The sequence below is a fragment of the Paenibacillus sp. USDA918EY genome (assembly GCF_009870825.1).
Classification (GTDB): domain Bacteria; phylum Bacillota; class Bacilli; order Paenibacillales; family Paenibacillaceae; genus Paenibacillus_AQ; species Paenibacillus_AQ albilobatus.
This window is the reverse complement of record NZ_WTWY01000015.1, coordinates 106,968-133,121: the sequence shown is the minus strand read 5'-3', so window position 1 is coordinate 133,121 and position 26,154 is coordinate 106,968. Positions and strand designations below refer to the sequence as shown.

Sequence of the window (26,154 nt, the reverse complement as noted above, 5' to 3'; positions counted from 1 at the left end):
GAAAGAGTTTAAAATGGTTACAGCCTTCTGAAATCGAACCGTCGAAAAGACACCGAAAAACCCTTGTGTATCAAGGGTTTTTCTTTATTTTCACACCAGTTGCAATCAATTTCTTAATTTTTTGTAACTTTTAATCGTTTTTTAATAAAGCGGGAAATTTGTTGGCGTCGCAATGGTTTGCGGCATGCCATCCATATTTTAGGTTGTTACAAAACTGTTATACTCGGAATCGAGCCTGAAAGAAAACGAAATTTGGAGGTAATCACAACATGACTCAAAAACATCTATTCCAAAAATTAGTAGCCGTAGGGCTATGTGCAACCATAGGTATTACAGGAATGCTGGCAACGGGAACATCTGTAACGGAAGCAGCTTCTTCCAAGTCCGTAAAGGCTACTTCCTATTCTTCTTCCAAAGGACAAGCTATCGTAAATTATGGCAAAAAGTTCATGGGCAGACCGTATAAATTCGGTGCTTCTACGAGCACAACGAAAGTTTTCGACTGCTCTTCGTTTATGAAATACATCTTCGGACATTATGGAATCAAATTGCCGCGCACGTCCGTGGAGCAATCCAAAGTCGGCAAAGCGGTTTCCAAATCGAACCTGAAACCCGGCGATCTCGTATTTTTCTCCAGAGGCGGCAGAGCCAACGGCCACAACGTAACACACGTGGCGGTGTATGCGGGCAACGGTAAAATCCTGCACACTTACGGTTCCCCTGGCGTAACGGTCTCCGATTTGAACTCCGGCAACTGGAAAAGAACTTACCTGAAAGCACGTCGCGTGCTGTAGCATTCGGGTATCCCCAGCTTATAGGAAGGCGGTAAGAGATATCTTACTCGCCTTCTTTTATTATATATCCGACTCCGCGTACGGATTGAATCAATTTTCTGCTGTAACCTTTATCCATTTTCGTTCGGAGATGCCTGATATAAACATCCACTACGTTGGTCCCCATGTCAAAATCGTAATCCCACACATCTTTTAAAATGTCTTCCCGCGAACAAACCTCGTTTGCATGGCGTGCCAAATAAAGCAGCAAATCGAATTCCTTAACGGTCAATTCAATGTCATTTCCTCCCCTGACGACTTTCCGGCTTCCGGGGTCGATGCTCAAATCCCCCACCGTCACTTTTTTGCGGCTTCGCTCCTCCCCGATCCGGAAAATCCGGAGCAGGTTCCGAATACGCGCCATCAGTTCCTCTTTTGAGACCGTTCGCGGCACCACATCGTTTGCTCCGGCTTCAAGCCCTTGAATGACCGCACGCTCATGAAACGGATTTTCAAACAAAATGATCGGAAAAGGCCGGTCGGCTTGTTCCCGAAGCAGCGCCTTGATAAATTTGGGCAAGGAGCTCCCTTCATAATCCGCATGGTCCAAAAAAAGCAGGTCGATCGTATGCTCGCCGATGGCGCGGAGCGCTTCATATTCGCTTGATGCCTTCATGATTTCGTATCCGTCTGCCCGAAGGGCGTCGACAAAGCCGCTTTGTACAAAAAACTCCCCTACCGCCAGCAACCGTTCATGCATTCATATCACCCGAGTTTCTGCTAGTTGTCCGTCTGGAACGCTTACCATAGGGTTGCCGCCCAGCAAAAAAACCATTCCGTCCGGAATGGTTTGTCGAAAGACATGATTAGCCAAAATAGCGGTGATATATCGATCTTGCTTCAGCGATATCTTTGGTCCCGTGAATGAGCGCCCTGCCGTCCGCAAAAATAACGAGCCGCCGCCCGTCCGTCTCGAATGAGACGAGAAACGGATTGGCTTCGACTTTCCCTTCCCCCAGCTTGGACAGGCGTTTTGCGGTTTCGTCCAAATCAAGCCGACGCTTCTGGGCAGGACGGATTTGCACCGTGTCCCGACCGCATAACACGTCGGTTTTTTCCAGATTGGATGCCGATAAATACGGAAAGGTCCGGCTTTCGCCGCAGGAAAGGCAGTCCGTTTTCCGGGCGTGCCGCACGCCCATGGACATCTGTTCATTTCTCCAAAGGTCGAAAGTATGCAGCTTATCGCGAAGCGCTTCCGGATGTCCGCTCAACAGCTTTATGGCTTCGACCGTCTGATGCGCCGTTACCATTTGAACCGCTTGAGGCAGGATGCCCGAAGTATCGCATGTATCCCCTCCAAGCGGAACCGTGCCAAGCAAACAGTTCAGGCAAGGGGTCTCGCCGGGCAAAACGGTGTACGTAATGCCGTAGCTGCCTACGCATCCTCCATAGATCCACGGGATCCGGTATTTCTGGGAGATATCGTTGATCAAAAGCCGCGTATCGAAATTATCCGTTCCATCCATGATCAGATCCACCCCTTGGACCAGCGAGACCAGTTCGTCGAGCCTCACGTCCATGACATGGCTGTCGATCCGGATGGAAGAGTTGATCGCCTCCAGCCTTTGTTTGGCGGCAACCGCTTTTGGCAGCCTTTGCTCGGCGTCCCTTTCGGAAAAAAGCTGCTGTCTCTGCAAATTGCTCCATTCGACGTAATCCCGGTCGGCGATCGTCAAACGCCCGATTCCCGCTCTGGCGAGCGTTTCGGCTATCGAAGTCCCCAGCGCGCCTGCGCCGACGATCAACACATGGCTTTCCCCTAACTTGCGCTGGCCTTCCGGGCCTAAAGGAGCAAACCGCTCTTGTCTGGAATAACGATCATTTCCGATGCTCACATGCCCCATCTCCTATGCTGTGTTCTGTCGTTGCAAACATCCGCGTAAGGCGGATGTCCCAACCTGTATGGCTTTCCCCGCGGCAACCGGCGACCGCGACATCACGCGGTTGACTTGAAAAAGCCGCGTTCCTTGCGGAACACGGCAGCAGTTGAATGAAACCGAGGAATCAAGCCTTCTGATGCGACCATTCTTCGACGTTCCAAGTTTTCGTGACCCAATCTTCATAAAAATCAGGTTCATGGGATACGAGCAAAATGGTCCCTTTATACTCCTGCAGAGCGCGTTTCAGCTCGGTTTTGGCGACGACGTCCAAATGGTTCGTCGGTTCGTCGAACAGAATCCAGTTCGATTCGCGCATCATCAGCTTGCATAATCTGACCTTGGCTTGTTCGCCGCCGCTCAGCATGTTCAACGGACGGGTAATATGCTCGTTTTTCAGTCCGCAGCGCGCCAAATGCGCGCGAACCTCATGCTGGTTTAGCGACGAGAACTCGTTCCAGACGTCATCGATTGGCGTGATGTTGCCCGGGCGCACCTCTTGCTCGAAATAAGCAGGATATAGGAAATCGCCCAAATACGTTTTCCCGCTGATCGGCGGAATTTTGCCCAAAATCGTTTTGAGCAGCGTCGATTTTCCGACCCCGTTGCAGCCGACGATGGCGATTTTATCGCCGCGTTCGATCGTCATGCTCATCTTAGGCAGCAGCGGATGGTTATAGCCGATCTCGAAATCGATGCCTTCGAACACAATCTTGCCGCTGGCGCGGGCTTCCTTGAAGTTGAACACCGGCTTCGCCGCTTCTTCCGGCTTGTCGATCCGCTCGATGCGGTTCAACTGCTTTTCGCGGCTTTTCGCCCGGCCCGAAGTGGAATAACGGGCTTTGTTGCGCTGGATAAAATCTTCCTGTTTCTTTATGAATTCCTGCTGTTTTTCATAAGCATCGATATGCTGGTTTTTCGAAATGTCGGCCATCTCCAAAAACTTCTCGTAATTGGCCGAATATCGGGTTAGCTTGGCGAATTCCAAATGATAGATCACGTCGACGACCTGATTCATGAATTCCGTGTCGTGGGAAATCAGAATAAAGGCGTACGGATAGGATTTCAAATATTGGGTCAGCCATTCGATATGCTCGACGTCCAAATAGTTGGTCGGTTCGTCCAGCAGCAGCACGGTCGGCTTCTCCAGCAGCAGCTTGGCCAAAAGTACCTTCGTGCGTTGGCCGCCGCTTAGCGCGGATACGTCCCGGTCCAGTCCGATGGCGGACAATCCGAGTCCGTTTGCCATTTCCTCGACTTTGACGTCGATCATGTAAAAATCGCCGATTTCCAGCTGCTCCTGAATTTCGCCCATCTGCTCAAGCAAGGTTTCAAGTTCTTCCGGCGTCGCATCCGCCATTTTGTTTGTAATTTCCATCATTTCCTGCTCCAGCTCAAGCAGCGGCAGGAAAGCGTCCTTCAGGACGTCGCGCACCGTTTTGCCGGGAGTCAGCTTGGAGTGCTGGTCGAGGTAGCCGTAACGAACCTTAGGCGTCCACTCTACCTTCCCGCTGTCCTTTAACAGCTGTCCCGTCAAAATGTTCATCAGCGTCGACTTGCCGACGCCGTTTGCGCCGACGAGGCCGACATGCTCGCCTGCCAGCAGGCGGAAGGAAACGTTTTTAAACAATGTGCGCTCCCCGAAGTTATGGGAGACGTTTTCAACGGTCAATAAACTCATAAATACGTTCTGGCTCCTGTCTATGATAAATAGTTCTTTGCTGGATTGATTCCATCCCCTATAAGGGCATTCAAGATACCATTTTATCATAAGTAGGAGTTTAGTTGAAAGACATGAAAAAACGTTGATCGCGATCATGTAGGTGATGAGTGTTCCGCACTCACCCCCGCCTCTTTCGCCGTTCCAGAACTTCGCGTTTCTTTAGCGATAGCAGCTTCTTTCGAAATAACCGTTGGCTGAGGCTTCTTTGGCATCGGTAAACGTTTCTTCGTAAACGAGTCCGCTTCGGCAGCTTCCGCGTTCAAAATAACGAATGCCCGTGGCAGGATCCGATCCGGCGAACAAATTCGGCCGCTTGACGAGCCTGCCACCGCCGAGGGCATAGTTGTTGATGTAGTCATGGCCGACGGGTATGCCCTGAATGAATGCCATCATGCCGATATCCCGAATCGAGTTGTTCCACTCCTCCCCGGAGATTGAAGGCAGCGTGAACAAATAGGAGGCGCCGTTTTTGGCGGCAAATTCGTTATGCCGGTTAATGACATTGGCCAAATCGTTTTGGATCGTTTGCACGATGGTCGTCCTCCTTACCTGCTCAAACAACTCCGGACGGGCAAGAAGAGGGACGTTCGTCGAAGCCGCCAGCTCCCTCTGCAGGCCGCGAATCCACTGTCCTGCGGTAAAATCGTACGCTTCCACCTCGTTATCCAACGTAAAACGGACGAGATTGCCGTTTTCGTCGCCGTAGGCAAAAGGTTTTTTGGGACTCCAGACATGCCGGGCCCGCGGGGAACCATCTTCACCCGTGTACTCTTCGTCCGCGTAAACGTAATAACCGTCGTAATCGATGACGGCCACGGCCGGTATATAATGATCCAGCGCCGCCTGCGCGGGCAGATCGTCTTCGATCCCCAAATTCGCGTACAAGCTTTTGTAGAAAACCGCCAACGCCTCTTCTTTGTCGGCCCGAAAAAACTTTTCGGACCCGTATCCCGCCTCGAACTCCTGCTTTTCGTTTCGGTTCAGCACGCTGGCTCCGTCTTGCACCGCCGTCCGCAGGGCGGTAACGTATTTTAGTTCAAGGAACCGTACCGTCTGCTGATCTTTGTCGTAAAACCCGCTGAGCAGAAATGCCGGGACAAAAATGAGGACAAACACGATCGAAAAATCAGTAATCTTCATTAAGCACCATGCCTCCATACGGAAAAGCCAGGACGGGAGCATCCCCCGGAACGGCTCCGGAAATAAAATCCGTCATGATCGTGCCTGCCGTTCGGTTGACGTTTTTAACCGTTACCTTAAAAAAATCGCCCGCATTCATCCGGTACATTCTGTCTTCATGATCTTTCGGCAGCACATTGTCCGGATAGATGACAGACAAAATATCCGCCGTATAAAAGCCTTCATAGGACACATCGACTTTCTGCTGGAACGTTGCCGGATTCGCCGCGTCCGAATATACGGGCGTATATTTTTTATGCAAATGCTCCATTTGAACGTCAAATTCATTGCCGGTGGCTGCCATTTCACTTAGAAAATCCTGATACATGACAGGTGTAACGTATCCTTTGTTCCGAACGGCGTCAACAAACTGGGTTACCGCGTTATAGACGACGATCCGCGACAGGTCATCCTGCTTCCGGTATGCTTCTGCCGCCGGGTACACGAACATGAGCGCAACCGCCAACAAGACGGCTACAAACTTTGAAACGGCGCTGCTCATAGGTCATCCTCGCCGGGCATCAGCTTGGCAAACCGTACTTCCTCCAACAAGCCGTTCACATTCCTTATATATTCCGCCCGGTATCCGGCATTCGATTGAAATATGGATTTTCCCGCAAGCTCCAGCGGTTCGACCGAAGCAATCGGAACGCCATCAACCCAAATGCGGACTCCCGCCTTCATCTGATCCGAAGCAAGCACCAATGCTTGCGGACCGTTGTAGCGATCGGGCCTCGCTTGGATCAACGTTTCATAAACGCTCCGTTTTTGTCCGGAAACCACCGGAGATGTTTCGTGCAGGGCTGCATTGATCCGGCCGGTCAGTCCCAACGTAAAGTAGCAGGCGCTTAAAAACAGGGCAAGGATGACGCTTAAGCCGATCATGTTCTGAACGTTGTCGTTCATGATGCCTTCCCTCACCTTCGTTTCGTTTACTGCTCAAAGACTAGTCCGCGCACGACGTTGGATCTGTCTTTAATGATGCTCGCCTTGAATTTTCCGCTCGGATTGACGTACTCGTCGCTGGACTCGATCATCGTATTCCGCAAATCCCCGACCCGGTTATTAATGTCAACGACCGAGCCGTATTTGTCGTCCGCGACGTTGCCGATATACAGGCTGTTGCCATACCATTGCCCACCCCTGTTTTTCCCCGTTTTAACGAGGATGCCGAACTGGTCCTTATCCCTGAATTTCCGCAAGGCGTTCGTCACCTGCGATCCGCTGATGCTCGTGCCGTCATAGACCGTAAAGGAAGCTTGCGACAGTTCGGTTTGAATGTCCGAAAAATTGTTCTGGGCCGTTTTGGTCGCTTCCTGGGCCGAAATAAACAAGATAACGACGATGGTAATGAGGGCAATGGTCAGAAAAATGCCTGCGGCAACCTTTAGTGCGCTGGATGCGTTATTCATTGGACAACATCTCCTTAAATTTTTTGGATTTGTTCATAATACACATTCATCTGCATGAAACTCATCACGATCAACGGGATGACCAGGTACATAAATACAAGGGCATACATCGGCGCAAAACCGAGCGTCTTTCCGATCGCCGCTTTCGTGTCGATGATTTTTTCGTATTCCTGCTTGCGCTGCTCGAAATAAAAGGCCATTTCGTTTTCGAGATCGTCAAAAGCCTGGGCGATCGGAATTTTTTCGACGCATAAAAGCAACTTGTCCACCAGTCTTTGAAACTCCGTCAATCGGACCTCTTCCCTCAGCACGGCAAGAGCTTGCTCGGCCCCGTGGTCATAATGGAGCACGCATTTTTGTATCGGCGTTTTAAAAATGATGGCGAACCGATTCATCCATTCCAAAATCTCCTCCACCGAAATCCGTTCCATTTCCCGCAGCATGGAGATGACGGTTTGAAACTGATATACTTCATGCCGCATGTCCATATAACGAATCTTCCGCTGGAAGTAAAGCAGCCAAAGCGGAAACTGGTATCCCGCCCAAGCCGCCAGAAAAGCGGACAGCAGTTCCCACCATTTGAGATATTCCGCATTGTAAGCTTTCAGTTTGGCAAGGATCCGGTTCGCGGCCGCCGCCATCGTATCTTTGTTCGAAGGGTTTCCCTGCCCATGTTTGATGGTCCAACGGCTCGCAATATCGTCGTAACTGGCCCCGGGAGACATGCCAACCTCCTCCATGATTTCCCGGTCCTGGTCGCTGAGCTTTTGCCCTTCCGCCTTTTGTTCAGTCGATACCTGTCCGAAAAAGGTCGTTCCTTCCACCGGATCGATCAGAATATGCTTTTGGGCCGATTGATGCAAAAACAGGAATAAGGTCAACGTCGCCGCGAAGGCCAACAGGAAAAATGCAATCCGGCGGATATAAAACCATTCGTACCGCAGATGGGTGCTGCTCTCCCGAAGCAAACGGATGATTTTGGCGTAAGCCGGCGTCCCGGATCGCGGAGCCGCAAAGTAAACAGCCGCCCGAATCGCGGAAAAAGAGTACAGCCATTGCTCCCACGGCTTTTTCCGGTCTGCCGATCGGTACGCCGTTTCGTTGTCCTGCTGCAGCCGCTGCAACAACACAAAAGACAAAATAATCACGACGTAAATAACGATTTTGGTCACGTACCCCAGTTTGCTTGTATAAAACGCGTCCATGGCCGGGAAATTTCCCCGGGCCCATCGTTCGATCGGTTTGGCAAAAAACACGGGGGCCAGGGCGATCACGTTTAATCCCTTCAGAAGATAATCAAGCTTGTCCCGGCGCAGAATCTCGAGATGGATTTCCTTGGTCAACCCGCTGAGCCCTTTTAAGTAAATCGAACCCTGCTCCTTCACCTTGTCCCCGAACTCCATAATCATGTAGGAAATGCCCGCGAACGCCTTTAAAAATCGGTTGGGAGCCGTTTCGTAGTATTTTTCCAGCTCCTGCGCCGGGTCCTTGGCATTTATCGCTTCATAGATTTTGCGGGTATGGACCGCTGCCTCGTAGCCGGCCGTTTCGGCCGCTTCGTAAAGCGCTTCGTCGATCATTTCATGCTGCTGGTAACGGTGCCTGACTTCCGAAAACAGGTCTACCATTTGGACCAGAAGCCGCTTTTCCAAGCGGTTCACGTACATGTCGACCAATAAGCTGTTGATGATGACCGCCGTCAGCAGCACCAGAAGCAAAAATCCGAAGCTCGGATTCAGCAGCAATAAAATAACGGACGCAAGGCTTAACAAGCCTAAAATGGCTGACGTGATTTTTGCCGTTTCTTGTCTCAGCTTAAATTCATCATAGGCGTGAACGCCTGAAAGCCGTTTTCGGATCCGGCGGATGTAAGCCGATAGCAGCGGAACCCGCACCATCAGCACGTATGCTTTTTGCAAGGCACGGTTCCAATGGGCCTTCCATCCTATGCCGCGGTTTCCCGCAGCTCCGAAAAACTCCAAATGAACGGCTTGCCTCCGCCTGCTGCCGATCCAGGCCAAAACCGCAAAAGCCGACGCAAACAAAACGAGAGACGCAACCAATACGACAAGCAAAATGGATTTAATACTCATAACGTCCGCCCCAATGCTGGTTTAGAAAATCGATGAACATGCCGGCATCTTCAGGACTCATCTGGTCCGCCATCTCGAGCACGTTCCGCTCCGAAACGGCACTGGCGGCGACATACCGCCCGTCCCGGTATTCCACAATATTTCGGGCAAGAAACAGCCTTCGGCTTTCGTTGTTCCTTGCATCGTCCTGAAGCCCGCGAAAACCGCCGGGCATCGGCGTGAGCGTTTCCTCTCCGCTCCGTCCGCTTTCGGTTTGATCCGCCGCATCCGCTTGCGGCACGCATTCGGTGATCCGTTCGATGTACCGTCTGCCATCCTTGTCCCTTTTCAAGTGGACGTCAAAATTAATGACCTGAATCACCTGCTCCTCAGCGATCCGTTCATGATGGAACACCCCGATTTTAAGAAGCGAGTTCCGCAGGGAGAACACAAGGTCCTTGAACGTTTTGGCATGATGGGTAAACACGGTGAACAAGCTGGCCACCTGCGACATTTGAATCATCCAAGCGGCCACCTCGTCGCTTGCGACTTCGCCCAAAATGTTGACCGTACCGTCCGTCTTCTTCTGCAGATCCAGTCCTTCCTGCCCCGTAATCCGTTCCGTCTCGCGGAAGGAAAGAATGTTCCTCCGGCTGTATATTTTCCTTAAATGAAGCTCAAACGCCATTTCCTGAACGCGCAACGTATATGTAGGATCGATATGCTCTACCATCGCCATCAGCAGCGTCGTTTTGCCGGAGCCCTGCGCGCCCGTGATCGCGGTGATCCTGCTGCCTTTCATGAGGTAGCCAAGCAGCGCGATCGGCAGTTCGGCGTTTTCCCCCGTAACCAGCTGTTCCAGGGACGCGTTCGGGATATCGAACTTCCGCACGAAAAACGCCCACGACTCCGCAAAAGGCGGCCGGACGACGACCACCCTCGATCCGTCCTTCATCTCATTGACCTTGTAGCCGCTTGATTCCGATAACTGCCCTGGATGATTGTATTTATAAATGTTCTGGCAAACCCGTTTCAGCTCTAGCTCCGATCCGAAAGAAAGGAAGGACATATGCACCGATTTCCCTTTATAAAACACCCATACGCTTTCGGTCACGGAGAGCGGCCTGCGGCAATCTTCATGCAGCGGCGGATATAGGAAACCGGCATTCTCCGGATACATGTCAAGCAGCCCGTCGTCCGCCAAAATTCCGCTCACCCCTCCGCTTACGCCGTCGATCCGCTGATCCCGCAAATCGTCCACGACGGAAAATCCTTTATATTGCTGATAGATGCGCTGCACGACGATATCCAACTTCTCGCTGAACGCAAGATCGCGATATTCGGCCATAAATATCAGGTCGATGTCTTCCGCCGTCACGGCATACACCGGCTGATCCCCGTAACCGTCCAGGATCCGGGGTTCAGCCAGTCCGTAATGTTCGAACAACATAGACAACGCCTCCGGGCCATACTGCTTTTGATATAAATAAAAAATGATTTCAAATTGATCCTGGGGCGTCAGCCGCCCGATGTCCTCAAATGGAATCGCGTCTTGAATCCGTTCTTCATTGAGACCGAAACTTTTGACAAGAAGATCGGCCATAAACTGCTTGACGTATCGTTTTTCGCGCACATCGCCGGAAATGCAATCCTTCAGCGCTTTACGCAGCTCGCTCCGCTTGTTGATCCTCCGCCTGTATTCCTCTTCGTGAAGCCCAAGATCTGTCAGCTGCCTGTGGGTCAGCTCATGCAGCGTCTCCTTCACGAATTCCGTCATCGTGTCGATCGTGTATTGTTTGCCCCCCGCAGGGTTTACGGCCGGCGGACGCCGGTAGTCGAGCCATTTGACGTAAAGGAGCAGCAGGATGAACAAAACGATGAGCGCGATCATCAGAATGTTGACGATCATTCCGGAGATCATTTACGCTCCCCTTTCGACCAGCTTCAGCAACGAGGTCATTTCCAGCTGCGTCAAAATGTCTTTGGCGAGCGAGCGGATGCTTGCCAGAAAGGCTGCAGCCGGCTGCCTGCCGTTCAGGCTGCGGCTTCGCTGCAGGAACGGCAGAACGCCGCGCATATTCCATGCATCCAAAAAATCCGTCGTGTAAGGAATGCCATGCACGCCGCCTTTATAACCGAACCTGCGCTTGACGTTATTCAAGGTGCAATGGGAGTATTTATCGTACCGGCCAAGCACGACGATATGCGGTTTTTCCTTAACCATCGGCGGACAGTTTCCACCTTTAAAAAACGAATCCAAACCCTCGATGCCCTGATTCAGGCTGACCACGACCAGGTCCGCCGCTTCAAGCAGGGCATGGTCACCGCTTCCTTCCTTCGGGTTCCCGCTTCCCGCATCAAGCATGACGAGGTCGTAACATTGACTCGCCACTGCGCATATAGACTGCAGCAGCTGCTTCCGGTAACCGGGCATCGTTCCCTCCGGCTTGGCGTTCCCCTGGACCAAATCGAGGCGGTCCGGAAGAAGCGGGAGCGTATAGTCCTGCAAATTTTCTCGGGTCAGTCTGCGGTTCAAGCAAAGTCTTTCCAACGCGTCCATCCCATGATCCTGAAAAGAAAGCAATCCGTGATCCAGTGTATGGGCCGACATCGGGAAGGCGCCTTCCACCCTTTCTTTGGCCGTGCCGCCATGCACAAGCAGCAATTTCAACCGGTAATCCATCGCTATCGCCGCGGCCGTCGCCGCTGCATGCGCCGAATTCCCACTCCCGCCCGATAGTGGGCTCCAAAATGCAATCGTACTCATCCTTTTCTCCTTTCCGCATTCCGCAATGCGCGGTGTACCTGTTTTCGATCCCGGTCCGTGAGGTTTTGAACAAGGTTGCACAATTGTTTTTTATAGCCCCGGGTCAACGGCTTCATTTCAAGTTTTTTCGTATGTTCGTTTCTAAGCTTTAAAGATAGGTCCAGTTCATTCCACGGCAGGACGAATGTCTCTCCTTTCCAGCGGACCGGAAGATCCGCAAAATACCCGTCCAGATAGGAATCGCCGAACCACTCGTCGACGGCCCGAACGGCGACCTTCCGCATTTCCGGGATCACGCCTTGTTCGAACTGCCGATGAGCCGCTTGCTTCAGCCATCTTCCCCCCTCTTCCAATGTCCAGACTTCATAATCCGTCGCCCAAACGAGCGCCGAAGCGCGTTCCCAATCCTCTTTCGAACAGAACCCCAGAAGCTCCAAATCGTAGATTACATAATCATAGTTTTCAAAACCCCCGCCATGGCTTTGCAGATGAGCTTCCAAACCGTCCGCATCCTCAAAGCCGCATGCGACGTCGAATCCGGAAAACTCGGTGATGCCCAGCCGCTCATCAAGCCCTCCGACGAAATAGGGATACTTTCTTTTCTCGGTCGCATCCACAAGCAGCACCTTGCCGCCTCCGCCGGCAAGCAATTTGCATATGTACAGCAGCATGTCGCTTTTGTCGCACAAGCCGGCAAAAATCCAACTATTCAATGACCGTCCGTCTCCTTTCCCCGACTCTCCGGCCGGCCTATGGTTGATCCGAAGTCGGTGTTCCGCTTCCCTGGTTTTCTTTTATGCTTTTTTCCAAAAGCTTGTTATCCTGAACGTCCCCGAGGGAAAAGCTGTCCTGGCTCGAATCGGCCGCAGATAGATCGCCGGATGGCCCTTCCGCAGAATTCGAGCCTGCCCGGGCCGGCTCTACCATGTTCCCGTTGTTTGACGTGGCGTCCCGGAAGGCCGATCCGGATCGGTCCTGTCCGGCGGAACCAATTGATCCCGGATACATTCCGGCGCTTAAACCGGAAGGTGCGAACTCCGACTCCGCAAAGCTCCCGGCCGCCTTATCCGGCGCGGCTTTTTCCAAATCCTTTTCCAATGCGGCGCGTATGCTTTCGGACAGCTTACGCTCCGCTCTGTTCACGATATTCGGGTCGCTGGCGATCAGTTTCAGCACTTCCTTGTTGACCGGGTACGTCGGGACCGCTTTATCCTGCATCTCCGGCTCCACGTAGGTCACGGCGTACAGCTTGGCATCGTGCAGATATGCATCCACCATTGCGCTGGACAATGCCAACATCTCCTGCTCCGTCATTTGAATCCACATAGCCGGGCTAAGCAGCTTGTCGATTTTCTTTTTGGATAATATGATGTAATCCTGCCCCGTCGGAAATTGAATGCGCACATCGACCACATCATGCTGCCGCAAGTCGGAAGGCAATACGATCGCCTGCAGCTCCCTATTCCGCAAATCCGCCTGAAGCGGATGGGCGACGTACACCATGGCATCGGTAAGCGCGGTTCCTTTTCTCAACTCGATCTTTGCGATTTTGACCTCTCCGTCGCCACCGCTTTCGAGCAGATTGGCGGGAGCAGCCCCCTGTGGCAGCCTGACACGCACAAGATCTTTCGGAGTGACGGTCTCGCCCGCGGCGACGTCACGCGCCAGCGCCCAACCCGACACCATTTGCTTCTCTTCATTCAGCCGCGCCTGCTCCAGCTTGGCGATTTGCCGGCGATACTCCTCCCTGATTTCGTTTTCTTTGGCATGATGCCTCACGCCGCTAACCGCCGCATAACCCGCAAACACTACGCCGACGGCGGCGGCCCCCGCCAATCCGGCGTAGAGCATATGCCTCGTTCGCTGTCTCAGCTTTGACATTGCCTCGAACCATCTCCTCTCTTTCATCGCGGATCAAGTGAGCCCGAATCGGAATCTCCTTCTCCGCTGGCCGCCCGGCAGCCCCTGAAAAACGCGGCCCAGAACCTTGTCGGTCTCTTCGCTTTTGTCGAACGGATCCATTTGAAGCGGCAGCGAAAAAACGTGCGGGGAATTTAACTGCCTGCGAAGCCGCTGCACGGCATCCCCCCCGGCAAGAGGCAAAAAGTACACCCATTTCTGCTGCGGGTACCGCGACAAGCCGTGGACCATATCCAAGATGTCCTGCTGGCGCCATTCCGCGCCGGAAGCGACGATGACCGGGACATCCGCGCGCAGAAACTCCTCGAGCCGTTCCCGCTCCCGATACGTTCCCAAATCGATCACGACATAATCGTAACTGCCGGACAATAATGAAATGACGTCGCTTCTTGCCGTCTGCCGCCAATAATCCACGCCCTGCACCTCGAACTTGCGGCTGCCGGGGCTGCCGGAACGGTCGCCGTCAACAATTTGCTGTATCCTCCGAAATGCCGGAGACCGGACGTTCATCTCGATGAGCGCCACCTTGCCGCGGCCTCTCGCTAGAAAATGGCTGATGGCAATCGCCGTATGCGTCGTCCCCGTGCCGCCGCTTGCTCCCATCACGGCAATCACCTGCGTGCTTTTTCTGCCTGCGATATCCTTGCCCCGCCTTGCATCGGGCTTCATCTCGAGCCGGACGGCCGCGGCGATCTCTTCGCGGACTTCGGCAGCCGAGGCGTAGCGGTTCTCCGGCGACGTCTGCAGCAGCTTGCGCATGATCGGCATGAGCTTGCGCGGCAAATCGGGACGGATGCTCCGCTCGGCTTTCTCCGTCCATTCGGTGTGTGCCCCGCCGGTCGACAAGTACAGCAGCAGCGCGCCGAAACCGTACAAATCCGATCTCGCGTCGCTTTGGCCTGAGCCGTATTGTTCCGGAGCGGCAAAACCGACCGTACCGAGCTTGACCGTATCCTGTGCCTGCTCCCGCTTGTAATTCCGGGCGATGCCGAAATCGATCAGCCTAAGCTCCAAATGCTCCGTCAACATAATATTCGAAGGCTTCAAATCCCTGAAAATAATGACCGGCTCATGCGTATGCAAATAATCAAGCACTTCCAGCAGCTGATCCGCGAGCTGAAGGATCGAATCCACCGGTATCCGGCCGCGGTAACCGGCAAAGTATTTTTCCAGCGTAATGCCTTGAATGTAATCCATCACCAGATAGGTATAACCGTCCTCGTCCGGAGGAAAAAAATCGACGATCCGCGGCAGCCTGGCGTGGCTCAAGGAGATGAGAAGCTGGGCTTCATCCCGTATGCTGCCGTATTGCCCCGGGTCGGAAACGCTCTCCTTCACGGCCCAAAGCTTGCCGGGAAGCTTCAAATCTTCGGCCAGGTAGACATGGCTCATGCCGCCCTCCCCGATCTTGCGTACGATTTCGTATCTTCCTCCCATCGTAAGCCCGGCATGAAGTTTGGAAGGATGATTCATATGCTGTTCCCTCACTTTCAACACAAAAAGGGAAAGCCCCCTGATAAAGACGCTTACGATAACCGTAAGGCTTTACTCAGGGATGCTTTCCCTTTTAAGGTCATATAGTCGATTTGGTATCATTATAAAGCAATGGGAATATCTGTGTAAAGTGTTATTTTCTAAATTCTACTTCTCTCTTAAATAACCGAGCCGATTCAGGATGTTAATATTTAATCATGTATAATGTGATCTCATCCCGGTTGTGGAACAGCTGTTTCGCGCGCTGAACCTGCATCTGCGCTTCTTCGAAGGAAGCGATGACTTCACCGATAAGCGCCATGGGCTTTTTGTGCATGAGCTTGACCGTGACGATGGCCGTACCGCCCGTTCCCAGGCTTGGAAGAAGTTCCTTTACGAGCTTCACCATCTGTTTCGGGCTCCAGCTCATGTCGCAGACAAGCAGATCGAATTCGTTTTCCCGAAAACGAACCTCGGATGCATTTTTCTTTAAAATCCGCAGGTTCGGATGGTTGCGCAGCGACTCATGCATCAGGGCAGGGTCAACCGCCGTTACCTTGAGCCCACGCTCCAGAAGGAACGAGGTCCAGCCCCCGGGAGCGGCACCGACGTCAAGCGCGCTGCCGAAGGATCGAAAATCGATCCCGAAGCTTTGTTCCGCCTCCAGCAATTTGAACTTGGCCCGCGAAATTTGCCCTTCCTCCCGCTGAAACCGGATCGCTCCCCCGCTCCAGTCGGACAGGTTCTCCGCCGGGCTCGAAACGCCGATATACAGCATGTCTTCCGCTGCAAATACCGAGATGACCCATTCGGGGTCACGTACGACAAAATCGGCGTTTAACCCCGTTAAACGCTGCAGCAGCTTTTCGCGCAACTCGCCGGCGCTCTCGGCCGCAACGCTGCGTTCCGCTTTTCTTGCCTGCAGCGAAATGCTCGCTTCGTAAAGCTTGTCCTGCCGAAGCAAATATTGGGCGGTTTGCTCCAAAGCTTCATCGGCATCCGCCCTTAGTTCGAGCTGCACGGGCTGGATATGGCGCAGAAAAATCGGCGGATTCGAAACGATGTTCGCAACCGCCTGTTCCGCCTCCTCGAAAAGCGTCACGAGAAAAACCTCGCCCGATACGAGCACGCTGCTTTTCAGCTTGCCGAATCTTCGGCGCAGCTCTTCTTGGGCATAAGGCGCGAAACCGTGGTTGGCCGTGCATATAAACCGGGATGTGGTTGTGTGTTTTTGTTCGTCATTCGTCAATATTTTGTCATCCAAAACGGAATTAACCTCCAGAAACCACTTTAATCCAAGGCCGCCCGCCCTCCCATTCGATCCGGGCCGGAATATCGTAGGTTTGTTTTATCATTTCGTCGTTCAATACTTCCTGTTTCGGACCCGCTCCGGCGATTTTTCCGTCACGGATCAAAGCCACATGCGTAAACAGCGGCATGATCTCTTCGACATGATGCGTAACATACACCACGGTGATGTCGCGTTCGCCGAGCCGTTCAACCTCCGCCAGCATCTTTTCGCGTTCATATAAATCAAGGCCAGCGCAAGGCTCGTCCATAATCAGCAGCTTCGGCTCGCTCATCAAGCTTCTCGCCAGCATAACCTTTTTGCGTTCGCCCTGCGACAATGTTCCGAGCGGATGGTAGGACAGCTTGCCCAAATTCATCTCTTCCAGCAGCTTCAGCGCCCTTTCCTTGACCTCTTCGGGTATTTCCTGATAAAAGCGCAAAAAAGCGTAGGCGCCCGTTGCAACCACTTCCCACACCGGATCGCTCAAATTGAGCTTTTCAAGCAGATTCGGACTGATATACCCGATCTCCTTGCGTACTTCGCGCACGTCGCATTCTCCGTAAACGTTGCCCAGCACTTCGATTCGGCCGCTGCTCGGAAAAAGATATCCCGTCAGCATTTCGAGTATCGTCGTTTTCCCGGAGCCGTTGCGCCCGAGTATAACCCAGTTTTCCCCTTTTTGAATGTTCAGCGATACATGGTCCAAAATCTGGTTTTCTTCCCTCCGCAGAGACACATCCCGCATCGTAATCATGAAAGCACTCCCCTTATTTGAGCTAACAAGTCTCCGACCGATCCCATGGAATAAACGATTTCAGGCTTTCCGCTCCGCTCCTTGTCCGCAAGAAGCAGGGCGGGAACGCTGCGGATTTTGTACTGCTCCACCACCTTCGGCGTCATGTTGACGTCCGCTTCGCGCAGCAAGCCGTCCGGCAGCATATGTTCGGCAACCTCCAGCATCCTCCGCGCCACTTTGCACGTTCCGCAAAAAGGAGTGTGCAGAAAAACGGCCAAGGGCTCGCCTTTGCGCCACAGCTCCTCCAAAAGCTGCCTCTCGTCAAGCGTCCTCATGCCCGCTCCTCCTTGGCGATCCGCTCCAGCAACTCCTGGGGCACGGGGCCGTTATGCAGTTTGACGTGCTCCGGCACGGATTGGTACAGCAGCTCGTACATTTCCCTTTTCCCCCGCATGCTGGACGTATGCAAAAAGATTTCCCGCGGGAACAGCTGGCCTGCGATCATGCCGCGCACCACATCCATGCCGGTAGGCTCGCCGATGCCAAGGTCGTAATCCAGCGACAAAATGCCGACCTCGCACTCCTCCAGCATGATCAGGCATTCCTGGGCGTTTCTTGCCAAAACGAAGCCGTCCGGGCAGCGCCGGTAATCATCCAGATAAACATGCAGCACGTCCGTCCCCCCTTTCTCCCGATTTCCAACGTTTTATTTTTTCTCTCCCAAAAGGCGGTGCAGCAATTCGAATTCGTCCCCGTGCGTACCGTCCGGACCCGGATCCGTCTCCAAAACGACCGGTTTGCCTTCAAACTCCGGAAACGAAATGAGGCCGGCCAAACGTTCCGCTCCGATGCAGCCCTCACCGATCCTGGCATGGCGGTCTTTGCCCGAGCCGGACGGATATTTGGAGCCGTTCAGGTGAACGGCCGCCAGGTTTTGCCAATACCCAAGCTCCCGCCCCCGTTCCATGAAGCGGTCGGTTTGGTCCGGTTTCCACGTTCCTGATGCGTAAGCATGACAGGTATCCAGACAAAACGCGATTTTCTCCGGCTCATCGGCCAAATTTCTGACATAGACCAGTTCTTCGAGCGTAATGCCCATCGATCCGGGCAGCCCCGCCTGGTTTTCGAGCAAAATTTTAGCCTTGCCCTGCCAGCCGCCAAGCGTTTCATTTAAACATTGTATTATATTTTTATAGCCCTGTAACGGGTCGCTGCTTTTCAAATGGCCGAAATGCACGACGATGCCTACGGAGCCGCAGGCTTCGGCGATGATCAAGTCGTTTTTGAGCGAAGCGACGGTGGCGTCGTATAGATCCCGGCCGCGGGTTTCTCCAATCGCGATATTAACCGGGTAAGGCGTATGGGCGATGCTCGGCAAATCCATTTCCCGGCAAAAACGAAAGCAATCCGCCGCAGCCGATCCATCAAGCTCTTTGATCGAAAGGCTGCGCGGATTTTTCGGAAAATATTGAAACGATTTTGCCCCCATGTCCCATGCCCGCCGGGCGGCTCTCCCAAACCCGCCGCGGGTGCTGACATGGCAGCCGATTCGTCTTTTAACGCTCATGCTGGCAGGACGGACAGAAAAAAGCTTTTCGGCCCGTCAATTCGATTCGGGTGACGACCCCGCCGCAGCGAACGCAGCTTTCCCCATCGCGGTCGTACACCTTGCACATTTCGTCATAACCTCCGGTCAACGTATCGCCGGCCATAAAAGGCGACTCCATATATCCGCCGTGTTCCAGCGCATCCGGCAGCACTTTGACGGCGGCATCATACAATCGGCCCAGCGTTTCCTCGGACAGGTCCTGTATTTTCGCCGACGGCAGCAGATCTGCCTCAAACGCGATTTCGTCCGCATAACAGTTGCCGATCCCGGCAATGACGTGCTGATTGACGAGCAGGCTTTTTAAGGAACCGCGCCGGCCCTTCACCAGCGCTATAAAACGCTCCTTGTTCATTCGGCGGTCCAGCAGCTCCGGCCCGAGCGGCTTCAACGTTTCTTCGGTTTCCTTCGCAGACAGCAGATGAAGATACCCGAGGCGAAGCCCGATAAAATAGAGCGTACTTGACCCGAAAGCGATCTCTACCTGCGTATTCCGGCTTGGACGCTCTTCTTCGGTTCCGTAAAACAGCATGCCGCCGAGCATCAAATGCAGCAGCAAACGCCGGCCGTTGTTCAAATGGAACACAAGGAATTTGCCCCTTCTTTCCACGAAAACAACGCGCTGGCCCATCAATTCCTGAATAAAACGTTCGGCCGGGACATTCAGCGACTTCTCCCGATTGATCACCACCCGGGTGATCGGTTGGTTAATGATATGTTCCGTCAGCAGTCTTCGGTAATTTTCCATCTCCGGCAGTTCCGGCATTCGTTCATCTTCCTTTCGTTTACAGCATGGATGACTTATAGGATATCAAAATCTTTGTCAGGCCTATGATTTCGAACGGATCATTTCCGTTAACTCGTGCAGGTTTTTGCAAATGACATCCGGTTTAACGCCGGCCCCTTCGATTTGCGCCTTCAGGTTCTCTTCGGTCGTTAATCCCGTTAAAACCAAAATCGTCTGGCATCCCGCTGCCGCTCCGGCAGCGATATCCGTGCGCATGTTGTCGCCCACCATCGTCGCTTCCCCCGGGGAAATGCCCAGCCTGTCCGTCGCATATTTGATGAGATGTCCCGACGGTTTGCCGATAACGACCGGCTCCGCGCCCGATGCGGCCCGTATGGACGCGGCAAGCGAACCCGCGCCGGGAACGAGCCCATGGTCCGAAGGGAGCAGAAGATCCGGATTGGTCAACACGTATGCGGCGCCCGCGCGGATCCATTGCACGGCTTGGGCCAAACTTTCATATGTAAACGAACGGTCGATTCCTTGCACCACATATTGCGGGTTTTCATCAACGATATGTAATCCGGCATCGAGCAGCGCCTCTCTCAATCCTTCTTCTCCTAGCATAGCCACCGATGCTCCGGGTGATTCCCCGGCGACGTATTCGGCGGCGGCAAGCGACGATGTGCATACGTCTCCGGGTTCGGCGGGAATCCCCATCCCGTTTAGATGCGACGCTACGCCTTCCGCTGTTCTGGAAGAGTTGTTCGTCACAAACAGATAAGGAACCCCTTGCTGCTTTAACGTCCGGATCAGCTCGTCCGCACCGGGGATCCGGTGTTTGCCGTGGTACAACGTTCCGTCAAGATCGATCAAAAGAGCTTTTGTCTTTTCATTTTGGGCCATAACAGCTTCCTCTTTTCTTCGAAAACCTTGGCAATCATAGAGGGGATTTCCCTCATGACGCCAGTTCTATTTTAAAAAAATTGAAGGAATGCCGCAACTTCTCCGTACTTCTTGCCCCCACGCCGCGACTCATTAAACATTTTTTCTGCGAGGTTCGCCAAAGAACGTCCGCTGACACAACCGCCCGATGGCAGGTGCTGGTGCCTTATGTCATTTCCTGCGCTTTCCCGGAAAATAATTTGATTTCCCCGGCAATCCAAAAAGAAAAGAACTCCTTGCGGAGTCTTTCTGTAAATGGGGATTTCGTCTTTTTATCCTTCATCATGCCTTCTCACGGGGAACAGCATCAGCTCTTCGGCAAGAAGCGTCTTGGGAAACACGGACTGGGCTTCCTCCAGCAGCGGTTTTAAATGCTCCATATCCTTATACCGCGAACTGAAATGAGTCAGGATGAGTTCCTTGGCTCCGGCGGCGGCCGCCGCTTCGGCAGCCTGGACGGACGTGCTGTGATGGTAGTTGTACGCCGATTCCTTGAGATCATCCATAAACGTTGCTTCATGCACAAGCAAATCCGCGTCCCGGGCGAGCTTCAACACATTGCCGCATGGACGGGTATCCCCCAATACCGTGACGGTCCGCCCCTTCTTCGGAGCTCCAAGCACGTCGCTCGGATGGAGGGTCATTCCGTTTTCGAGGTCGATGCTTTCGCCTCTTTTAAGCCGTCCGTAGGCGGGTCCAGGTTTCAGACCGTATTCGGCCAGCCGTTTCAAGTCGAGGCTTCCCGGCTTGTCCTTCTCCGTGATGCGGTAGCCGTAGCTGTCGATCCGGTGATCCAGCAGCAGCGACTCGACGGCGATGTCCTCGTCTTCGTATACGAGTCCCCCGGCGTGTTCGACCACCTCAAGCTCATATTCGATTCTGGATTGGCTAAGCGTGAGGCTTACGTCGATATACTGTTTGATTCCCGGTGGCCCGTACACGGTCAATTTCGTCGTGCCGCCTTGGTATGCCCGGCTGGACAGCAGTCCGGGGAGCCCGAAGATATGGTCGCCATGCAGATGCGTTATAAAAATTTTCTCCAATTTGCTGAGCTTTAACGAAGATCGCAGAATCTGATGCTGCGTCGCTTCCCCGCAATCGAACAGCCAAAACGTTCGCCGCTCTTCGAACATGCGCAGAGCCATCGACGTGACGTTCCGCTGCAGCGAGGGCACTCCGGCATTGGTCCCCAAAAATTCAAGTTCCATAACAAGCAACCTTCTTTCCCTATATGTCAGCACAAGAAACGGCCGCTCCCGTCTTCATCAAGCGGCCGTTTCCTCGAAACAAGCCTGGCAGCTTTCATTTCGGCAAAAAAACCTCCCGAACAGGAGGATTTTTTGCCCGCTTCATCCGTTTAGGATCCGTAGATCATTTTGCCTTGTCAACATTAAAATAACGCGCTTCCGGATGGGCAAACACCATGGCCGAAACCGATGCTTCCGGTTCCATCATGAAGCCTTCCGTCAGATGAACGCCGATGTCTTCGGGCTGCATCAGCTTGAACAGAGGACCCTGATCTTCGAGGTCCGGACAAGCCGGGTAACCGAACGAAACGCGGATCCCTTGGTAACGGGCGCCGTGCCGCTGTTTCATCGTCATATCCGCCGGATCCGGGAATCCCCAAGTATCGCGCATGATATGGTGCACGCGCTCGGCGAGCGCTTCGGCCGTTTCAAGCGCCACCGACTGCAAGGCATGGGAGCGGAGATAATCCCCTTTGTCCTTCCACTCGGACGACAGTTTCGAAATGCCTTGGCCGGCCGTGACCACCAAAAATCCGACATAGTCCATCTGCCCGCTGTCGTGCGACTTCAGAAAATCCGCAAGACATAGGAACGGCGGCACGTTTTGACGCGGGAAGGTGAACGTATGAAGCACTTTGCTCACGTCTTCTGGGTCGTAAATGACGATATCGTTCCCCCGGGATTGGGCCGGGAAGAAACGGTACATCGCATGCGCCTGAATGATGCCTTCGGAAACCGCCTGCTCAAGCAAGCCGTCGACCGTCGCTTTCAATTCCAAAGCCTTTTCGTTGCCTTCGGTCAAAAGCTGCTCCACCTGCCCGCGCAGCCCCAGATGATGCCCTAGAAGCATCTGCATATTCATGTATGGAACGATGTGGGATATCGGATAATTCCGGATGATATGACGCTCCAAGTCCGGCGGCATAAACACCGGTACGTCGGTCGATACGTTGGACTTGGCCGCGCGCGTAATTTCAGGCAGCTCCTGGCGTTTTTCGCCTTCCGCCTTGAGCGCTTCTAATTCGGCGTCCATTTCCGCCTTCATCGCTTCGCGCTGAACCGGGTCCATCAGCTTGTTCGCCAAATCGAGCCCGTCCATCGCGTCTTTGGCGTATACGACAAGCCCGTTGTATTCCGGACGGATCCGGGTCTTCGTGAACTTGCGCGTCAACGCGGCGCCGCCAACCAAAATCGGCACATCCACGCCCGCGTTTTTCAAATCCTGGGCGGTAACGACCATTTGCTGCGCCGATTTGACCAACAGTCCGGACAAGCCGATCAAATCGGCTTTTTCCCTGCGGTAAGCTTCGATAATTGTTTCCGGTGCTACTTTTATGCCCAGATTGACAATCTCGTAACCGTTGTTGGACAAAATGATTTCCACGAGGTTTTTCCCGATGTCGTGCACGTCGCCTTTGACGGTCGCGAGCAGCATTTTGCCTTTGACCGAGGTTTCGTTTTTCTCCATGAACTGTTCCAGGTACGATACGGACGCTTTCATCACTTCCGCGCTCTGCAGCACCTCGGCGACGATCAGCTCATTGTTGTTGAACAACCTGCCGACTTCTGCCATGCCCGTCATCAGCGGTCCGTTGATGATTTCCAGCGCGCCGTATTTTTGAAGAGCGGCATCGAGATCCGGAATCAGGCCTTCTTTGGAGCCTTCCACCACATAGGACGCAAGTCGTTCTTCCAGCGTCAGGTTGGACAGCTTTTCTTTCTTCTCGACCTTTTTATTCCGGAATGCGGCGACAAACGCAGCGAGCGTTTCGTCGTTCGTGTCATAAATCAGCGCTTCCGCGAGCTTGCGCTCTTCTTCCGGAATCGAGGCGTAACGCTCCAGTTTTTCCGTGTTGACGATCGCGTAATCCAAGCCGGCCTTGGTGCATTCGTAGAGGAATACCGAATTGAGCACCTCGCGCCCCGCCTCCGGCAACCCGAAGGACACGTTGCTGATCCCGAGAATCGTATGGCATTCCGGCATCGCTTGTTTGATCAACCGGATGCCCTCGATCGTTTCCCTGGCGGAGCCGATATACTGCTCGTCCCCTGTCCCGACAGGGAAAACGAGCGTGTCGAAGATGATGTCCTCCGGCGCCAGCTTATACTTGTTTACGAGAAGATCATAAGATCTTTGGGCGACTTTAAGCTTGTCGTCGCGATGTATGGCCTGTCCGGTTTCGTCAATGGTCCCGACAACGACGGCCGCACCGTATTTGTGGATGAGCGGCGTCACCTTTTCGAATTTTTCTTCACCATCTTCAAGATTAATGGAGTTAATGATCGATTTGCCCTGCGAATATTTTAAGGCCAGATCAATGACCGCCGCATCGGTCGTATCGATCATGAGCGGCACCTTGACCTTTTTGACGACCAACTCCAGGAAGTTTTTCATGTCCTCCGTTTCATCCCGGTCCGGGTCCTGAACGCACACGTCGATGACATGGGCGCCGTTTTTCACTTGGGCGCGGGCGATTTCGGAAGCTTCCTCGAATTTGCCTTCGACGATGAGCCGCTTGAATTTGCGGGAGCCGAGGACGTTCGTTCTTTCCCCAACCATATACGGGCGGTTATCCTGCTCGATATAAACCGGTTCGATGCCGGAGATCGCCGGCGCGTGGAAACCTTCCAGCGGACGCGGTTCGTATTTCGCCATCGCCTCGGACATCGCCCGGATGTGATCCGGCGTCGTTCCGCAGCAGCCGCCCGCAATGTTTAACCATCCGTGCTTCGCGAAATCTTCCATCTTGTGTGCCAGCGAATCCGGCGATTCGTGGTAATTTCCGTTTTCATCCGGCAGTCCGGCGTTCGGATAGCAGCTTATGGCCGTCTTGGCCATGGCGGACAAAGACCGGATATGGTCCCGCATAAATTCGGGGCCTGTCGCACAGTTGAGACCGACCGAAATCGGGTTCAAATGCTCCAGCGAAATATAAAAAGCTTCGATATTTTGCCCGGCAAGTGTCGTACCCATCGGTTCGATCGTGCCCGAGATCATGACCGGCAGCGTCGTGCCGCTGCTTTCAAACGCTTGGCGGATGCCGATGCTCCCGGCTTTGACGTTCAGCGTGTCCTGGCTCGTTTCAAGCAGCAGCGCGTCAACGCGGCCTTCGATTAAAGCCATCGCCTGCTCCTTGTAGCTGGCAACCAGTTCATCAAACGTTACGCCGCCGGTTACCGACAACGTTTTGGTCGTCGGCCCCATCGCTCCGATCACGTATCTCGGCTTGTCCGGCGTGCTGAACTTGTCTGCCGCCAGGCGGGCGATTTCCGCCGCTTTCAGGTTGATTTCCGCGGCTTTTTCAGGTATATCGTATTCCGCCAGCACAACCGACGTTGCGCCGAAGGTATTCGTTTCGATCAGATCCGCTCCTGCTTCCAGATATTTTTCATGGATCTCTTCGATGACATCCGGACGCGTCAGCACGAGCATCTCGTTGCAGCCTTCGAGTTCTTCTCCTCCAAAATCCTGGGGACCGAGCTGGACCTGCTGGATCATGGTACCCATGGCACCATCGAGTATCAATATTCGGTCTTTCATGATTTCCTGCAAGCTAGGTCTGTTCATTCATTTTCCCCCTCGCGAAACGTTAAATTCTAGTTTAGCAGAATCCCTACCTTTAGAAAAGTGCCAAAAACGGCGGTCCGGCTGCAATCAACGCGAAAGAAACGCATCGACAAAAAATGGCGGCCTCGTTATAATATGAATTAATCCAAGTGGAAAAGAGGGGAAAGCACATGGCTGAAATTGTAATCCGCAATACGAACGAAAGAATCACCGGTGACGATAATGTTCGTGAATTTTTAAACAAACAAAATGTGTTGTTTGAAAAATGGGACGCCTCCAAGCTTCCGGCCGAGCTTCAAAATAACTACCAATTAAACGATGAGCAAAAAAACGAAATTCTGAAGGTGTACGACGAGGAAATCCGCGATTTGGCGGCGCGCCGCGGCTATCAAATCTGGGACGTGATCACGTTGTCCGAGGCGACGCCGAACTTGGAAGAGCTGCTGAACAAGTTTGAAGAGGTTCATACCCACACGGAAGATGAAATCCGCGCGATCGTCGGCGGCAAAGGCATTTTTGTCATCAAAGGCAGCGGCGATCTCGGATATTTCAACGTGGAGCTGGATGCCGGCGACGTCATTTCGGTTCCCGAAAACACCAACCATTTCTTCACGCTGATGGACAACCGCCAAATCATTGCCATACGTCTCTTTATCGAAAAGAACGGCTGGGTGGCTTACCCCGTCGAAGACCCAAGCTTCCAAAAAGCCTAACGCACGACAATAAACGAACATGCATTTTTCAGTCATTTTCAAAGCCAAAAACCCCGCTCCTT

At 53.3% G+C, this 26,154-nt stretch carries 24 protein-coding genes; 2 read left to right on the top strand and 22 right to left on the bottom strand.

Going from position 1 to position 26,154, the window contains the following annotated elements:
• The first annotated feature begins 269 nt into the window (after positions 1–269).
• Complete coding sequence (locus tag GQY55_RS24025; protein ID WP_160044447.1) at positions 270–794, top strand: C40 family peptidase; 525 nt, start codon at positions 270–272, stop codon at positions 792–794.
• A 43-nt stretch (positions 795–837) separates the two neighbouring features.
• Here GQY55_RS24025 and GQY55_RS24020 read toward each other — a convergent pair whose 3' ends face one another.
• From GQY55_RS24020 to metH, 22 genes are all read right to left on the bottom strand, one after another.
• Complete coding sequence (locus GQY55_RS24020; protein WP_160044446.1) at positions 838–1,533, bottom strand: response regulator transcription factor; 696 nt, start codon at positions 1,531–1,533, stop codon at positions 838–840.
• A 106-nt stretch (positions 1,534–1,639) separates the two neighbouring features.
• Positions 1,640–2,671 carry a MoeB/ThiF family adenylyltransferase gene (locus GQY55_RS24015; protein ID WP_236575829.1) on the bottom strand — a complete coding sequence of 344 codons (1,032 nt, stop codon included), beginning with the start codon at positions 2,669–2,671 and terminating at the stop codon, positions 1,640–1,642.
• Positions 2,672–2,840: 169 nt separating this feature from the next.
• Complete coding sequence (locus tag GQY55_RS24010) at positions 2,841–4,394, bottom strand: ABC-F family ATP-binding cassette domain-containing protein (protein ID WP_160044444.1); 1,554 nt, start codon at positions 4,392–4,394, stop codon at positions 2,841–2,843.
• Between the two features lie 201 nt (positions 4,395–4,595).
• Positions 4,596–5,576, bottom strand: coding sequence for a hypothetical protein (locus GQY55_RS24005; RefSeq protein ID WP_160044443.1), 981 nt, complete (start codon positions 5,574–5,576; stop codon positions 4,596–4,598).
• Positions 5,563–6,117, bottom strand: coding sequence for a hypothetical protein (locus GQY55_RS24000; RefSeq protein ID WP_160044442.1), 555 nt, complete (start codon positions 6,115–6,117; stop codon positions 5,563–5,565). Before GQY55_RS24000 ends, GQY55_RS24005 begins: the two co-directional genes overlap by 14 nt.
• A complete protein-coding gene (locus GQY55_RS23995) occupies positions 6,114–6,521 on the bottom strand; it encodes a hypothetical protein (RefSeq protein WP_160044441.1) in 408 nt (135 codons plus the stop codon). Before GQY55_RS23995 ends, GQY55_RS24000 begins: the two co-directional genes overlap by 4 nt.
• Positions 6,522–6,547: 26 nt before the next feature.
• On the bottom strand, positions 6,548–7,027 hold the full coding sequence (locus GQY55_RS23990; protein WP_160044440.1) for an ABC transporter permease: 480 nt from the start codon (positions 7,025–7,027) through the stop codon (positions 6,548–6,550).
• A gap of 14 nt (positions 7,028–7,041) precedes the next feature.
• Positions 7,042–9,120: a hypothetical protein gene (locus GQY55_RS23985; protein WP_160044439.1), complete on the bottom strand. Its 2,079-nt coding sequence runs from the start codon at positions 9,118–9,120 to the stop codon at positions 7,042–7,044.
• Positions 9,110–11,020 (bottom strand): ATPase, T2SS/T4P/T4SS family, encoded by a 1,911-nt coding sequence (locus tag GQY55_RS23980; RefSeq protein ID WP_160044438.1) that lies wholly within the window; start codon positions 11,018–11,020, stop codon positions 9,110–9,112. The genes GQY55_RS23985 and GQY55_RS23980 overlap by 11 nt, the downstream gene beginning before the upstream one ends.
• On the bottom strand, positions 11,021–11,866 hold the full coding sequence (locus tag GQY55_RS23975) for a hypothetical protein (RefSeq protein WP_160044437.1): 846 nt from the start codon (positions 11,864–11,866) through the stop codon (positions 11,021–11,023).
• Positions 11,863–12,579 (bottom strand): hypothetical protein, encoded by a 717-nt coding sequence (locus GQY55_RS23970; RefSeq protein ID WP_160044436.1) that lies wholly within the window; start codon positions 12,577–12,579, stop codon positions 11,863–11,865. The genes GQY55_RS23975 and GQY55_RS23970 overlap by 4 nt, the downstream gene beginning before the upstream one ends.
• A 37-nt stretch (positions 12,580–12,616) precedes the next feature.
• Positions 12,617–13,747 carry an SAF domain-containing protein gene (locus GQY55_RS23965; protein WP_160044435.1) on the bottom strand — a complete coding sequence of 377 codons (1,131 nt, stop codon included), beginning with the start codon at positions 13,745–13,747 and terminating at the stop codon, positions 12,617–12,619.
• A gap of 33 nt (positions 13,748–13,780) precedes the next feature.
• Complete coding sequence (locus GQY55_RS23960) at positions 13,781–15,259, bottom strand: protein kinase domain-containing protein (protein ID WP_160044477.1); 1,479 nt, start codon at positions 15,257–15,259, stop codon at positions 13,781–13,783.
• Between the two features lie 205 nt (positions 15,260–15,464).
• Positions 15,465–16,523 carry an SAM-dependent methyltransferase gene (locus GQY55_RS23955; protein ID WP_236575828.1) on the bottom strand — a complete coding sequence of 353 codons (1,059 nt, stop codon included), beginning with the start codon at positions 16,521–16,523 and terminating at the stop codon, positions 15,465–15,467.
• A gap of 7 nt (positions 16,524–16,530) precedes the next feature.
• Positions 16,531–17,304, bottom strand: a complete 774-nt coding sequence (locus GQY55_RS23950) for an ABC transporter ATP-binding protein (RefSeq protein ID WP_160044434.1) — start codon at positions 17,302–17,304, stop codon at positions 16,531–16,533.
• Complete coding sequence (locus tag GQY55_RS23945; protein ID WP_160044433.1) at positions 17,301–17,621, bottom strand: thioredoxin family protein; 321 nt, start codon at positions 17,619–17,621, stop codon at positions 17,301–17,303. The genes GQY55_RS23950 and GQY55_RS23945 overlap by 4 nt, the downstream gene beginning before the upstream one ends.
• Positions 17,618–17,959 carry a cyclic-phosphate processing receiver domain-containing protein gene (locus GQY55_RS23940; protein ID WP_160044432.1) on the bottom strand — a complete coding sequence of 114 codons (342 nt, stop codon included), beginning with the start codon at positions 17,957–17,959 and terminating at the stop codon, positions 17,618–17,620. The genes GQY55_RS23945 and GQY55_RS23940 overlap by 4 nt, the downstream gene beginning before the upstream one ends.
• A gap of 33 nt (positions 17,960–17,992) precedes the next feature.
• Entirely contained in the window at positions 17,993–18,853 is an 861-nt protein-coding gene (locus GQY55_RS23935) for a deoxyribonuclease IV (RefSeq protein WP_160044431.1), read from the bottom strand.
• Complete coding sequence (locus tag GQY55_RS23930; protein ID WP_160044430.1) at positions 18,843–19,658, bottom strand: Fpg/Nei family DNA glycosylase; 816 nt, start codon at positions 19,656–19,658, stop codon at positions 18,843–18,845. Before GQY55_RS23930 ends, GQY55_RS23935 begins: the two co-directional genes overlap by 11 nt.
• Before the next feature lie 63 nt (positions 19,659–19,721).
• Positions 19,722–20,525, bottom strand: a complete 804-nt coding sequence (locus GQY55_RS23925; RefSeq protein WP_160044429.1) for a TIGR01457 family HAD-type hydrolase — start codon at positions 20,523–20,525, stop codon at positions 19,722–19,724.
• A 311-nt stretch (positions 20,526–20,836) separates the two neighbouring features.
• Positions 20,837–21,772, bottom strand: coding sequence for a ribonuclease Z (gene rnz, locus GQY55_RS23920; RefSeq protein ID WP_160044428.1), 936 nt, complete (start codon positions 21,770–21,772; stop codon positions 20,837–20,839).
• A gap of 163 nt (positions 21,773–21,935) precedes the next feature.
• Positions 21,936–25,379 carry a methionine synthase gene (gene metH / locus GQY55_RS23915; RefSeq protein ID WP_160044427.1) on the bottom strand — a complete coding sequence of 1,148 codons (3,444 nt, stop codon included), beginning with the start codon at positions 25,377–25,379 and terminating at the stop codon, positions 21,936–21,938.
• A 170-nt stretch (positions 25,380–25,549) separates the two neighbouring features.
• Here metH and GQY55_RS23910 point away from each other — a divergent pair, with 170 nt between their 5' ends.
• Positions 25,550–26,092: a 1,2-dihydroxy-3-keto-5-methylthiopentene dioxygenase gene (locus tag GQY55_RS23910; protein ID WP_160044426.1), complete on the top strand. Its 543-nt coding sequence runs from the start codon at positions 25,550–25,552 to the stop codon at positions 26,090–26,092.
• Positions 26,093–26,154 lie beyond the last annotated feature (62 nt).

What these genes read in the sequence shown, in the direction of transcription:
- GQY55_RS24025 (WP_160044447.1), top strand. Translation starts at nt 270, where the DNA reads ATGACTCAAAAACATCTATTCCAAAAATTAGTAGCCGTAGGGCTATGT.
- GQY55_RS24020 (WP_160044446.1), bottom strand. Translation starts at nt 1,533, where the DNA reads ATGCATGAACGGTTGCTGGCGGTAGGGGAGTTTTTTGTACAAAGCGGC.
- GQY55_RS24010 (WP_160044444.1), bottom strand. Translation starts at nt 4,394, where the DNA reads ATGAGTTTATTGACCGTTGAAAACGTCTCCCATAACTTCGGGGAGCGC.
- GQY55_RS24005 (WP_160044443.1), bottom strand. Translation starts at nt 5,576, where the DNA reads ATGAAGATTACTGATTTTTCGATCGTGTTTGTCCTCATTTTTGTCCCG.
- GQY55_RS24000 (WP_160044442.1), bottom strand. Translation starts at nt 6,117, where the DNA reads ATGAGCAGCGCCGTTTCAAAGTTTGTAGCCGTCTTGTTGGCGGTTGCG.
- GQY55_RS23995 (WP_160044441.1), bottom strand. Translation starts at nt 6,521, where the DNA reads ATGAACGACAACGTTCAGAACATGATCGGCTTAAGCGTCATCCTTGCC.
- GQY55_RS23990 (WP_160044440.1), bottom strand. Translation starts at nt 7,027, where the DNA reads ATGAATAACGCATCCAGCGCACTAAAGGTTGCCGCAGGCATTTTTCTG.
- GQY55_RS23985 (WP_160044439.1), bottom strand. Translation starts at nt 9,120, where the DNA reads ATGAGTATTAAATCCATTTTGCTTGTCGTATTGGTTGCGTCTCTCGTT.
- GQY55_RS23980 (WP_160044438.1), bottom strand. Translation starts at nt 11,020, where the DNA reads ATGATCTCCGGAATGATCGTCAACATTCTGATGATCGCGCTCATCGTT.
- GQY55_RS23975 (WP_160044437.1), bottom strand. Translation starts at nt 11,866, where the DNA reads ATGAGTACGATTGCATTTTGGAGCCCACTATCGGGCGGGAGTGGGAAT.
- GQY55_RS23965 (WP_160044435.1), bottom strand. Translation starts at nt 13,747, where the DNA reads ATGTCAAAGCTGAGACAGCGAACGAGGCATATGCTCTACGCCGGATTG.
- GQY55_RS23960 (WP_160044477.1), bottom strand. Translation starts at nt 15,259, where the DNA reads ATGAATCATCCTTCCAAACTTCATGCCGGGCTTACGATGGGAGGAAGA.
- GQY55_RS23950 (WP_160044434.1), bottom strand. Translation starts at nt 17,304, where the DNA reads ATGATTACGATGCGGGATGTGTCTCTGCGGAGGGAAGAAAACCAGATT.
- GQY55_RS23945 (WP_160044433.1), bottom strand. Translation starts at nt 17,621, where the DNA reads ATGAGGACGCTTGACGAGAGGCAGCTTTTGGAGGAGCTGTGGCGCAAA.
- GQY55_RS23935 (WP_160044431.1), bottom strand. Translation starts at nt 18,853, where the DNA reads ATGAGCGTTAAAAGACGAATCGGCTGCCATGTCAGCACCCGCGGCGGG.
- GQY55_RS23930 (WP_160044430.1), bottom strand. Translation starts at nt 19,658, where the DNA reads ATGCCGGAACTGCCGGAGATGGAAAATTACCGAAGACTGCTGACGGAA.
- GQY55_RS23925 (WP_160044429.1), bottom strand. Translation starts at nt 20,525, where the DNA reads ATGGCCCAAAATGAAAAGACAAAAGCTCTTTTGATCGATCTTGACGGA.
- rnz (WP_160044428.1), bottom strand. Translation starts at nt 21,772, where the DNA reads ATGGAACTTGAATTTTTGGGGACCAATGCCGGAGTGCCCTCGCTGCAG.
- metH (WP_160044427.1), bottom strand. Translation starts at nt 25,379, where the DNA reads ATGAACAGACCTAGCTTGCAGGAAATCATGAAAGACCGAATATTGATA.
- GQY55_RS23910 (WP_160044426.1), top strand. Translation starts at nt 25,550, where the DNA reads ATGGCTGAAATTGTAATCCGCAATACGAACGAAAGAATCACCGGTGAC.